Origin of the sequence: Brevibacillus panacihumi (assembly GCF_003710985.1) — a bacterium.
Classification (GTDB): domain Bacteria; phylum Bacillota; class Bacilli; order Brevibacillales; family Brevibacillaceae; genus Brevibacillus; species Brevibacillus panacihumi.
The window spans coordinates 75,312-88,291 of the sequence record NZ_RHHT01000011.1; the positions used below are offsets into that span (position 1 = coordinate 75,312).

A 12,980-nucleotide genomic window follows, 5' to 3' on the forward strand; every position below is an offset into this window, starting at 1 on the left:
TCAGGAAATAGAGAGAATCGATAGAGCAAGACTGAGGAGAAAATAGAAGAATCCCACAAGCAAGAACGGCATGGGAGACCATGTTTTTTGTTGATAAACGGCATCCGCACGGCGACCTTCCTGCTCGCGGATAAAGCTTTCCTTTTTTTGCAGGGAACGCAAAAAACGCTTGCAGCTATCGATAAAGCCGTAGAAGAATCTCCCATTGCGGACTAGGAGGATGGCGCCAATCATCAGCATCAGCAAGGAGACATAAGTCAGCCCGTCGAGCCAGGTCAGGTAATAGGGATCACTGGGAAATATGAGAGAATAGATCAACGATGCGATAACCGGGCTCAGAGCAAGAAGCATCCACCCTGTTCTTGTAAGAGAAGACCACATGAGACTAGATACCTTTCGGAAGCGGGATAATTTTAATTAAGGCTTGACTGAGAGTTCAGAAAAATTGTACTTTATATAGTATATCCATATATGGTTATATCGTCTATATTAGATCTGGATGGTAGGGGGGCACTCATGAAGAAAAGAAAGAGTTTTCTGGCTTTTACGCTGATGGCAGCCTTGGCGGTGACAGGCTGTAACTTCAACTCAGGTGAGTCAAGCAGCCAATCGCCTGAGCCAAACAACAACGGTGGAACGACGACAGAACAGCCAAGCAGCGGTAAAAAAGTATTGCAGGTTTTTAATACAGACGAAATTCCGAGTCTGGATTCTGCCCACGTCCACGAGACGGTTTCCTTCACAGTGTTGAACAATACAATGGATGGGCTCTATCGTCGTGATCAAAACGGTCAACCGTATCTGGCCATCGCGGAAAAGCATGATGTGAGTGCAGATAATCTGGTCCATACCTTCACGATTCGCGAAAATGCGAAATGGAGCGACGGCTCGCCCGTTACGGCCAAAGATTTTGAATTCTCTTGGAAGAAAGTATTTAAAGAAGCCGGCCACTACAGCTTCATGTTTGAAACCCTGGCTGTGAAAAACGCGGTTGCGATCGAAAAGGGCGAAAAACAGCCGGACGAGCTGGGAGTAAAAGCATTGGATGACCGTACGTTGGAAGTAACATTGGAAAATCCAAATCCGCTGTTGAATCAATTGCTGTCCTTCCCAACGTTCTATCCCCAAAAACAGGAATTCGTCGAAAGCAAGGGAGACAAATACGGCCTCGAATACGACAATATGCTGTATAATGGTCCGTTCATGCTGACGGATTGGAAGCATGATCAGGGCTGGACCTATACGAAAAACCCGAATTACTGGGATGCAGGAAAAGTAAAGCTCGATCAGATCGATGGCTATGTTGTCAAAGATGCTCCCGCAAGGCTCACCTTGTTTGAAGCAGGTCAACTTGATCGCATTGAGCTGGACTCTTCCTACGTGGATCAGTTCAAAGATGACCCTCGTTTTCATATTATCGAAACGCCAACCATCTATTTCATCCGCTTTAACCATGAACATCCTGTACTGAAGAATAAGAACATTCGCAAAGCGATCAGCATGGCATGGGATAAAAAAGGTCTGACTGATGTCATTCTGAACGATGGTTCATCGCCATTGAACGGCCTCGTGCCGAAGCGTTTTGCAACAGACGCGTCGGGTAAAGATTTCCGCGAATTCAACGGCGATTTGCAGCAAGGCTCGCTTGAAGATGCAAAGAAATTGTGGGAACAGGGACTGAAGGAATCCGGCGTAACCGAGGTGAAGCTTGGCGTAAACGCTGCTGACACCGACAGATCGAAGAAAATCGGGGAGTACCTGAAAAATCAACTGGAGAAAAATCTCCCTGGTCTGACTCTTGAGTTGAAAAACGTGCCTTCCAACCAACGTCTGGAAATTGAGAAAGCGATCACCTACGACCTTTCCCTGGGGACATGGGGACCAGACTACGCCGACCCGATGACGTATATCGACATGTGGGTGACGGGCGGTTCTGCAAACCGGATGAAATATTCCAACCCGAAATACGATGAGCTGGTGCAGCAAGCCAAGCTGAACACCGATTTGGAAAGCCGTTTCAAACAAATGGTAGAGCTGGAGAAAATCTTGATCGAGGAAGATGTGGCGATTGCGCCGATGTATCAAGAAGGACTCGCGATTCTGCAAAAAGAGTACGTAAAAGATTTTGTGTACCTGCCAACTGCACCAACGAACAATTACCTCTGGGTCGATATCGTGAAATAAATGATTTCATGTGAAAAGAGGGTGCCGCCAAGCATCCTCTTTCCCCCTGTGGGGGAGCTTTACAGACGCTGGAATGAGATGAGGTGGACGAAGTGGGAGCATATCTGCTGCGACGGTTGGGATATATGCTGGTCACATTATTGGTTATCGCGACCGCGACCTTTTTTTTGATGAAAATGCTTCCAGGTACGCCCTTTAACAATGATCGATTGAATGATCAGCAGCTGGCGAACATGAATGCCAAGTACGGCTTGGATCAGCCCGTTGCTATTCAATATCTGAAGTACATGAGCAATTTGGTCCAAGGTGACCTGGGCGACTCTTACAAGTATGTGGGGAGAAGCGTAACCGAAGTCATCTCGGAGCGAATAGGTCCATCGGCGCTGATCGGATTTCAGGCATTGATCGTCGGGACCTTGGTAGGATTAGCACTAGGTGTGACATCGGCTCTGCGACATAATAGTTTGCTGGATTACACCTCTGTGACTTTGGCCGTATTGGGAATGTCAATCCCGTCGTTCATCTTTGCAGCACTTCTGCAATACTACGTGGGATTGAAGTGGGGCCTCCTGCCTCCTGCTTTATGGAAGGGCTATGAATATACCATTTTGCCTACACTCGCCTTGTCGGTGACGGTGATCGCCACTGTGGCTCGCTTTATCCGCACGGAAATGCTGGACGTTATCAACCAGGATTACGTGATGACAGCCCAGGCGAAAGGGTTGAATCAGCGCAAGGTCATCATCCGACACGTACTGCGCAATGCGTTGATTCCCGTTGTAACGATGCTCGGACCTCTTGCTGTCAATATCATGACGGGTACACTGGTCATTGAAAAAATCTTCTCGGTGCCGGGTCTTGGGGAGCAATTCTCGCTCTCTGTCATCGTGAATGATTACAGCGTTATCATGGGGATTACGTTGTTTTACAGCTTTCTCTTTATCTTCATGGTGTTTATCGTCGATATTTTGTACGGTTTGCTGGATCCACGAATCAATTTGCGAGGAGGAAGCCAAAAAGGATGAGCATGGAACTGGAACGAACCAAGAACAACTCGCAGCTTCCTCAATCCGCAGCACCACTCTTTCCTGCAGATTCAATTCCCGAGGATCTTTTCGTCCCGGAGCCGGTCGATGCCAGTCTGCAAGAGCAAACCAGCGGTCCGATGAAATCTGTATGGCAAGACGCCTGGCAGCGACTGGTGAAGAACAAAGGTGCGGTCCTGTCTTTGTTTATGATCCTCTTGATCACCTTTCTGGCGTTGGCCGGTCCTTCGATGTCAGGGCGTACCTACGACGAGCAGAATCTTCTTTTTTCCAATTTGCCCCCAAAAGTTCCTGGGCTTGAGTGGCTTGGTTTCGATGGAGTCGATTCGAAGGGAATCAACCAATACGAAGTCCGCGGCGTGACAGAGAACTTCTGGTTCGGTACCGATGAATTTGGCCGGGATCTGTGGACGCGCGTATGGAAAGGGACGCAGATTTCCTTGCTGATCGCGAGCTTGGCTGCCTTGCTCGATTTGATCATCGGGGTAGCCTACGGAGGGATTTCAGCTTTCTACGGCGGCCGGACTGACACGGTGATGCAGCGGATTATCGAGGTGCTGATGGGGATCCCGAATCTGATCGTCATCATTCTCTTCATTCTCATCCTGGAGCCGGGGATTTTCTCGATTGTTTTGGCGATGATCGTCACAGGCTGGGTCAGCATGGCGCGTGTCGTCCGCGGGCAAATCCTGCAGATCAAGGCTCAGGAATTCGTCATGGCCTCCAGGGCATTAGGCGCATCCAATTCCCGTCTGATTGTCAAGCACATGCTGCCGAATGCAATCGGTCCGATTTTGGTCACGATCATGTTTACCATTCCCAGCGCCATTTTCTTCGAGGCTTTCTTGAGCTTTATTGGCTTGGGGCTGCAGCCGCCGCTCGCTTCCTTGGGGATGCTGATTCAGGACGGCTACGTGGCGATGCGCTATTTTACCTATAAACTCGTATTCCCGGGTATTATCATCAGTGTCTTGATGATCAGCTTCAATCTGCTGGCTGACGGACTTCGCGATGCTCTCGACCCACGAATGAAAAAATAGGAAAGGGATCGATGTCGATGAACGAGACTATACTCTCAGTTGAAAATTTGCGTATCTCTTTTCATCTTCAGGATCGAGTGATCCAGGCGGTTCGCGGCGTATCGTTTACCCTGAACAAAGGGGAGACGCTGGCAATCGTCGGTGAGTCGGGGTCTGGAAAATCAGTGACGGCCAAAAGCTTGATGCGTTTGCTGCCTAAACAGACGACGCGGATTACAGATGGTCGCATCCATTACCAAAATATGGATATTACAACCATTTCACCACGAGAACTCGAGTCTTTGCGTGGCAAGGAAATTTCCATGGTCTTTCAGGATCCGATGACCTCGCTGAATCCGACTATGAAGATCGGCCAGCAGATCATGGAAGGAATTGTGCAACACCAGACCTTGACCAAAGCAGAGGCTCGTCAAAAAGCGATTGAGATGCTGAAGCTCGTGGGCATTCCCAATGCCGAAGAGCGTATGGAGGCCTACCCGCACCAATTTTCCGGCGGGATGAGACAGCGCGTCGTCATCGCCATCGCATTGGCTTGCCGCCCCAATATTTTGATCGCGGACGAGCCGACTACTGCTCTCGACGTCACGATTCAGGCTCAAATTCTGGATTTGATGAAAAGTGTGCAGGAGCAGACGCAGATGGGCATGATTCTCATTACCCACGATCTGGGTGTTGTGGCCAATATGGCGCAGCGAGTCGCGGTCATGTACACGGGGGAAATCGTCGAGATTGGTCCGACGGATGAAATTTTTTCCAATCCGCAGCATCCGTATACCAAGGGATTGTTGCAATCCATGCCGCGTCTGGACGCCGATCGACAGGAACCTCTGGTGCCAATCCCGGGGTCGCCACCTGATGTAAGCCGACTGGGTACCGGTTGTGCTTTTGCACCCCGCTGTCCTTATGTCATGAAGGTATGCCATCATCACGCTCCTCCCAGAACGAGCTTGAATGAACAGCACGGTACCGCCTGTTGGCTGCAGGATCAGCGCTCTTTGAAGGCGAGAGAGACATTTCAGATGCAAGGATCTTTATCATGAAAGAATAAAACCAAACACTCTTTTGGGTCCGATTCCTTTATGGGGAACAGATGACTCAAAAGAGTTTTTTTTCGTTTCATCTGGTATGATGGTGAAATGAAGGACGGACTGACCGGAAAATCGATTGATGAAAGAAAGGAACCGACGATGGCTTTTCATCTTACACGACAAGAGATTCGGCAATTATGCGGCAGATTGGCATACGAAAAGGGTGAGGCATACGTCCGGGAGCGAAAAGTGGGGATCACGCACATCGATCACGACTACGGAGTGTATGAAGCGGTAGTCAGCGGCAGGGAGGATTTTGCTTTATCCATTGAATTCGCTCAGGATCGGAGCATGGAAGCGTCATGCACTTGTCCCTCTCTATCTTCCTATGATCAGTATTGCCAGCACATTGCAGCAGTTCTGATTCACCTGCACGAACGGTTGGAACACGGTACTCTGCTCCGTCCTTACCTGAGCACGACAGCTGCGCAGGGCGGACGAGACGGTTTGAGACTGCATGCAGCCAAAAGCATGCTGGATCTGTTTCAGGGACCAGGAAAGGACGAATCGGCAAGGCAGATCGGGAGGGTACGCTTTGATACACGCGAAGCCCTTGAGGTGGAATTCACTGTCCGGCCATACCCATATGGCTATCGGCAAATTCTTTTCGGCATCGAAATGAGGCTAGGCGGCAAAAGGCTTTATATTGTCCAGAAAATGCGTGACTTTCTAAGCAGGCTCGCCCGCAAGGAAGCTTTCGTCTTTACCAAGCACTTCACGTTCGATCCCCAGGAACACTGCTTTGAACCTGATAATGAGGCAGTGATACAATTACTCCTCGAAATCTATCAGCATGAGACCATGTATCGGGAAGCAATCAACAGCACTTCCCAGATGGGTTACGCAGGCGCTCGCAACGCAGAGCGCATTCTGTTGATTCCGCCTGTTTTTTGGGAACGGATGCTGTCAGCACTGCAGAAAGCCCCGCTGGTGAAATGGATCCAGGGAGATCAGGAGTACCATGGCATCGAGCTGGCGGAAGGGAATTTGCCACTTGCTTTTGCGTTCACGCAGGATGAGAACGGTAGACAACTAGAGTACCAAATGACCGTAAAGGGTTTGGACAGCTTGACGATCCTAGAGGCTTACGGCATGGCGCAGTACGAGGGGACATTATACAAACTCGGAAGTGAGCCCTGCAAGCGTCTCTTCAAGCTGAAACAGATCATGGAAAAAGCAAACGCCGAAAGTATCGTGATCGAACCCGCGCAGCTCTCCCCATTTATCGAGCAGGTTGTACCGAGCTTGATGAAGCTGGGAGAAGTACAGATCGCGCCTGCGATTTCCGACCGAATCGTGAAAACGCCGTTGCAGGCGAAGCTCTATTTGGATAGAATACGGGACCGCTTGCTGGCCGGCTTGGAATTTCATTACGGGCAGGTCATGATCAATCCGTTGGAGGAAGACGGACAAGCGCAACCCCATGCACAAATCCTGATCCGCGACGTCGAAAAAGAGAGGCAGATCCTGGAGATCATGCAAAATAGCATGTTTACCCAAACAGAGGCCGGTTATTTTTTGGAGAATGAGGAAGCCGAATATCATTTTCTATACCACGTCGTGCCGAGGTTGGAGAAGCTTGTTCAAGTGTATGCCACATCTGCGGTCAAAACCAGGCTTCATCCAGGGCAAGTTGGCGCAAAGGTCAAGGTGGAGCTGAAGGAACGAACCAATTGGCTGGACGTGCAATTTGAATTTGCCGGTATTCCCGAATCTGAAATCCGCCAGCTCCTACATTCTGTCGAGGAAAAGCGCAGATACTATCGTCTTCCCAATGGCTCCTTGCTGCCGTTGGAGGGAGAAGAATTTCAGGAAATCGGCCGCTTTCTCGATGCAATGAGCATTCGTCAAGCCGATTTGAAAGGCAGCGAGGTGCGTGTGCCACTGATTCGGGGAATGCGCTTCCTGGATGCCGATCATCAAGGACGCACTGTTCAGTTGGGAAGGTCATTCCGCAAGCTGTTGGAAAACATGCGCAATCCGGACAATCTGGATTTTCCCTTGCCGGATTCGTTACAGCACGTGTTGCGTGATTATCAGCGGTACGGTTTTCAATGGATGAAAACACTGGCTCATTATGGTTTCGGCGGGATTCTGGCCGACGATATGGGATTGGGCAAGACATTGCAAAGTATCGCATTCCTCGTCTCTGTCTTGCCGGAAATTCGGGAGCAGAAGCTTCCTGCCCTGATCGTAGCGCCTGCTTCCGTGGTGTATAACTGGTACCATGAGTTGAAGAAATTCGCACCACAGGTCAGGGCAGTAGTTGCAGATGGAACAAAGGAGGAGCGCGACAAGCGATACCGGGAGATGGGAGAGGCCGATGTATTCATTACCTCATATCCGCTCGTTCGCCGTGATCACGACCATTTTGCAAAAGCCCGTTATCACACACTGATCCTTGACGAGGCACAAGCGTTTAAAAACCATGCCACGCAGACGGCTCATGCAGTAAAGCAGATCCAGGCGGAATACCGCTTTGCTTTGACGGGGACCCCGATCGAGAACAGGTTGGAGGAGCTTTGGTCGATCTATGATGCAGTGTTTCCGGCGCTGTTTCCCAGTAGAAAAGCATTCAACGAGCTGCACCCCGAGATCGTCGCCAAACGCATCAAGCCTTTCTTGCTGCGCCGGGTCAAACGAGACGTTCTTCAGGAGCTTCCCGATAAGATTGAATCCATACAGACCTCGGACCTGCTTCCGGAGCAGAAAAAGCTGTACCTGTCCTACCTGGTCAAATTACAGCAGGAAACCTTGAAGCATTTGCAGGAGAAAGGATTCCAAAAAAAACGCATCAAAATTTTGGCGGGCTTGACCCGTTTGCGCCAACTATGTTGTCATCCTGCTTTGTTTGTCGAAGAGTACACAGGCAGCTCCGCCAAATTCGAGCAATTGCTCGACACCCTTGAGGAGTGCCGTCAAGCAGGCAGACGCGTGCTCGTTTTCTCGCAGTTCACCGAGATGCTCGGGATCATCGGGCGAAAACTGGGCGAGCTGGGAATCCCTTATTTTTATCTGGATGGACAAACCCCTGTCCGGGAGCGTGTCCCACTGTGCCAACGGTTCAATGAAGGAGAGCGCGATTTGTTCCTGATCTCCTTGAAAGCCGGGGGGACCGGGCTGAATTTGACAGGTGCCGATACTGTGATCTTGTACGATCTGTGGTGGAACCCGGCAGTTGAAGAGCAGGCAGCGGATCGGGCCCATCGCATCGGACAAAAAAAGATCGTGCAGGTCATCAGACTGGTCACACAAGGAACAGTAGAAGAAAAAATGTACGATCTTCAACAAAAGAAAAAACACCTGATTGATGAAGTCATTCAACCAGGTGGAGAGGCTTTGTCTGCTCTGACCGAGCAGGAGATTCGTGAAATTTTGCAGCTGGAGTAACTGCTATTGCGGTTGCTCCCATTCTTTTGACTGCAGTGTGATCGGACGATTCCAATCCGCCTGATAGAGGCTGGCCTCAGGAGTATCCGCGATGACAGCGTACTCCCCGGGGGCAAGGTCAAACCAGAATACCAAGTCGCCATTCGCCTCTCTTTGGAGAGGTTTTTTCCCGTTCACATATACTTCTTTGCTCCGCGCTGCCATCGACAAGCCTTTGATCGGATGGCCGCTCTCATTTTTTAGATAGACGGCTCCGTTGGGTGCGTACGACATCTGCACATGAGAGAGATCCAGCCAATAATCCATGATGTTCCCAACGGTGGTCAGGTATAGATCCCCTTGATCGCGCATGGTTGCCATTCTTTGTAATACTTTATCAAAAGAGGGGTGAATGACCCAGTTTCCTTTTGCGTCCAGGCTGATAAAATGGCCACCTCGTTTTCCAGCTGGAATTCTGGCGAGGTATGTATGGTTGATCAAAACACCGCGATTGCGCACCAGATCATACAAATGTTTGCCGGTATACTGATCCAAGGTATCTTCTGGCACAACCAATGCTGCCCAGGTGTAGAATGGGCCAGTGACGGTCGGGTGCGACCAGTACAACGGAGTGCGCTGGGCATCGTCACGCCGGTTCTGAAACAGATCGAAAGAGGTATTGATATTTCCGGTATCCTCCGAGCTGTAATGCCAGAAATAACGTGTGTCATATTTTTCCCACATATTTGCCAGGTAGTTTGGGGTCTTGATGTCCAGCCCGTTAAAGGCAAAGCTGGATTTCAGGTACCCATGATCAATCCAGGTGACACTGTCGAAGCGATCTTTCATAAATGACATCGCTTCTGCTGTCGTAGGTTGATAATGCCGGAACTCGAAAGGATAGAGCGTGTGCAGCACGATTTCATTCCCATTCGCATGAAGCTGGTCAAGGAAGGACAAGAAGTCCGGCCTTTGTTTTATCGCGATCGATGAACGCTCGTCTGGTTTGTAATACGGATTGGAATAAAAAACGCTTTTCGTAACGGGAATCCCGTATTTGACAAAGCCGCCGACTGCTTTTGAGGCGTCAGTGATTTTCTCAGAGCCAAAATAGATAGCCCGGTTCGTCTCCAAGGACTGTTCATCCGCATGCTCGGTCCACACATGTGTCGCCAAATACCCGTCAGGCTGGGTCATAAAACGCGGCATGACCTTGGGCTGATAGCCAACCACGAGAGAAAAGGAGTTCGTTCGCTCTTGTGTCGCACGATATTCGGAAGGATGGCGTACCTTTCCCACCCGATTGTCTTGTGTTTGCTGCACGTAATGGTGGTCATTCATATGATCCAGATTGATGAGCAGCTCTTTCTTATCAGTATTCAGCTCAAGAGAAGAAACCTCTGGCGTATGGTACAAAAAGGCGCATCGGCTGCCTGATCCGAAACGAACCCCTTCCCGGTCCAGCCAATAGGAAGATTGAAACCACCAGGTATCAACTATCCGGTTTTTGCGGTACACCTCTGACACTTGCGGTTTGAACGTAAGGTCCAGTGCCTCTCGAAACACCTTTACATCCTTTTGATAGGTTGTTTTCACGGTGACACCGATCATTGGACTATTTTGTTCCAGTTGGTATTGAGTCGTCACTTCCGAAACAGGGGTTTTTCCGATCACGGTGACCGTCCATCCGGTATCTGATTTGGATGCTTGCACCTGCTTTTGGGTCCAGCCCTGGACATGATTCTGTTCCTGCTTCACAAAAACATTGCGATCTATTTGCATCGCAAGCGGCGGTGAAAATTGCACTTCGTTTCCAACGACTTTTGTCACCTTCGCTTGGTGGACGAGGGGTTTATTCAGTCGCCCCGCGTAGGATTCCGAACGTATTTCGATGGATGATCCTTCCGACAGACTTGGCGGTTGATCAAAAATAATACTTGCGGTCCCTTTGGGATATACGGGCTGAAGCGCGTTGTAGATTTCTCCGTATTCAGCCACATAGTCCATGTTCGACAGGATTTCATATTGCTCGGTATCGGTAATCATTATTTTTCCATCGTCATCCCAGGAAAAGATGTACCAAGGATTGCGAATTGCATGTTCTTTCAGTTTTGCCGGAGCCTCCTGCATCGTAAAGAGAATCAACAGGGCAATACAGCATCCGACGAGCAGCGTTTTTTTTATCATAGAATCGAATCACCTAACGTGTTGGAATGCAAAACCTTTCTAATTATATACGGGTTCGGCATTTTTTTCCGCTAAATGTTTATAAAATTTTTAGAAGGGAATTAGTTTATGAAACAGGTAATTTTCACTTTCTTGAAAAGGATCTGTTTAGACGCGAGAGAGTGTGGTGATAACAGGAAAGTCAAGCTCCGGCATGTTGCCGGATCACTCATACAGAGATCTATCAATTATTCGGGGATAGGAGTTTATGTTGCACATGAAGAAGGCGGTATTCAAATTTACCATTGCGAAAAAAATTGTCAGCGGCTTCTTATCGGTTTTGCTATTGTTTACCATCGTATCCTGGATCGCCATGGTACAGATAAAAAACGTGGATTGGACCTACAGCAATTTGTTGCAGCGGCATTCGCTTGTCATTGAAAATGTTCAATTGCTGAAAAAGGAAATGATTGTGCAGGAAAATGCACTGCGAGGTTTTCTCTTGACAGGAGATTCTTCCTACGTATCTCTCTATGAAGCATCTGAAATGATCTTTCAAACGGCACTGGATGAGTTTACAGGGACAGCACCAAACGAGGAGGCCAAAGAGCAGATCGCGGATCTTACCATGGCCTATGACAAGTATCACAGCCTCATGCGAGATCTGATCGATATGAACCAGCAAAATCCCGAGCTGGCCAAGATCCAATTCCAAAACTCCACGATCAGCAGTGCAGGATCGATTTTTCACGAACAGGCAGATAATATTCTCAATATCGCCAAATCTGTTATGGAGAAGGACCAGAACAAAGCGAAGGAAACCACGAACTTTATCATCACGATGCTGGTCGTTGCCACGCTTATTGCGCTCGTAATGGGACTGGCGATCAGCGTATGGATCGGGCGTATTATTTCCAAACCGGTGATCCAAGTAAGCGAGTCGATGAAAAAGTTGGCGGAAGGAGATTTCTCCCTCGAACCGATTCGAGTGCGGAATCGCGATGAAATTGGCGTTTTGGTTGACTCCATGAACCAAATGGTTGATGACTTACGAAAGATCCTGGTCCAGGTATCGGAATCCAGTGAATATATCGCGGCTTCTACGGAGGAATTGTCAGCATCGACCGAGCAAAGCGCGGAGTCCGCTGCGCGAGTCGCAGACCTTTCGCAAAAAAATGCGATCGGAGCAGAGAAGCAGTTGGAAACCTTCAAGGCAACGGCTCTCAAGGTCGAGGAAATCGCCGAGGAAGTCGATCATATCTCGCTATCGAGCGAAAGCATGCTGAGTGCAACGGAAAGCGCAACGAAAATGACGCAGCAAGGGGCAGTATCCATTCACAACGTCCTGTCCCAGATGAATGCGATCCATACCTCAACGGAGGAAACGACGGCACTGATTCGCTCTTTGGACGAGCGTTCCAAGCAAATCACCGATATTGTCTCACTCATCACCGCGATTTCAGAGCAAACCAACCTGTTGGCCTTGAATGCTGCGATTGAAGCGGCACGTGCCGGAGAACATGGGCGCGGATTTGCTGTCGTCGCGGAGGAGGTCCGAAAGCTGGCTGAGGAATCACGCAAGTCTGCGGAGCAGGTCATCGAAATGACCAGCCTGATTCAGCAGGGGACGATTCAGGCGGTAGGCGCGATGGAAAATGGCAACATGCTGGTTCAGGAGGGCTTGACGTATACGGAACAAGCTGAGCAAGCATTCGCTGCTATTGAAGCCGCTATCGACAACGTCACCAACCAAGTGCGAGAAGTCAATGAATCGGTAGAAGAAATTCGCGACTTCAGCAGACAGGTAGCGGCGGGAATTGAAGAAGTTACAAGCATTTCTGATCAAGTGCTGCAGCTTTCCCAAGAAAGCTCCACAGCCTCCGAAGAACAATTGGCTACGTCAGAAGAGATTACCTCTTCGGTACAAAATCTGGCTGCGTTGGCCGATGACATGAAGCAGCAGATTACGCGTTTTCGAACTTCGTAATATTTTCACCAAGAAGCAGCAAGACCCGTGATGTCGTGGTCTTGCTGTTTTGCTTTGGCGGCGGTTGTACTTGCGAAACGGCGAGAATGATTTACAATGA

General features: G+C 49.3%; 8 protein-coding genes. 6 read left to right on the forward strand and 2 right to left on the reverse strand.

What is annotated here, in order from left to right:
• Complete coding sequence (locus tag EDM58_RS06995) at positions 1–351, reverse strand: DUF3899 domain-containing protein (RefSeq protein ID WP_183187440.1); 351 nt, start codon at positions 349–351, stop codon at positions 1–3.
• Between the two features lie 165 nt (positions 352–516).
• On the opposite strand from EDM58_RS06995, the gene EDM58_RS07000 reads away from it, so the two are divergent.
• From EDM58_RS07000 to EDM58_RS07020, 5 genes are all read left to right on the forward strand, one after another.
• Positions 517–2,184, forward strand: a complete 1,668-nt coding sequence (locus EDM58_RS07000; RefSeq protein WP_122912695.1) for a peptide ABC transporter substrate-binding protein — start codon at positions 517–519, stop codon at positions 2,182–2,184.
• Positions 2,185–2,276: 92 nt separating this feature from the next.
• Positions 2,277–3,209, forward strand: a complete 933-nt coding sequence (locus tag EDM58_RS07005; RefSeq protein WP_023554251.1) for an ABC transporter permease — start codon at positions 2,277–2,279, stop codon at positions 3,207–3,209.
• 8 nt (positions 3,210–3,217) lie between these two features.
• Positions 3,218–4,270, forward strand: coding sequence for an oligopeptide ABC transporter permease (opp3C, locus tag EDM58_RS07010; protein WP_425455604.1), 1,053 nt, complete (start codon positions 3,218–3,220; stop codon positions 4,268–4,270).
• Positions 4,271–4,287: 17 nt separating this feature from the next.
• Complete coding sequence (locus EDM58_RS07015; protein ID WP_122912789.1) at positions 4,288–5,310, forward strand: ABC transporter ATP-binding protein; 1,023 nt, start codon at positions 4,288–4,290, stop codon at positions 5,308–5,310.
• 147 nt (positions 5,311–5,457) lie between these two features.
• Complete coding sequence (locus EDM58_RS07020) at positions 5,458–8,748, forward strand: DEAD/DEAH box helicase (RefSeq protein ID WP_122912790.1); 3,291 nt, start codon at positions 5,458–5,460, stop codon at positions 8,746–8,748.
• 3 nt (positions 8,749–8,751) lie between these two features.
• On the opposite strand, the gene EDM58_RS07025 is transcribed toward EDM58_RS07020, so the two are convergent.
• Positions 8,752–10,914: a polysaccharide deacetylase family protein gene (locus tag EDM58_RS07025; RefSeq protein ID WP_122912696.1), complete on the reverse strand. Its 2,163-nt coding sequence runs from the start codon at positions 10,912–10,914 to the stop codon at positions 8,752–8,754.
• A gap of 256 nt (positions 10,915–11,170) precedes the next feature.
• Between EDM58_RS07025 and EDM58_RS07030 the strand changes: the two genes are divergently transcribed.
• Positions 11,171–12,880 carry a methyl-accepting chemotaxis protein gene (locus tag EDM58_RS07030; protein WP_183187441.1) on the forward strand — a complete coding sequence of 570 codons (1,710 nt, stop codon included), beginning with the start codon at positions 11,171–11,173 and terminating at the stop codon, positions 12,878–12,880.
• The last annotated feature ends 100 nt before the right edge of the window (positions 12,881–12,980 follow it).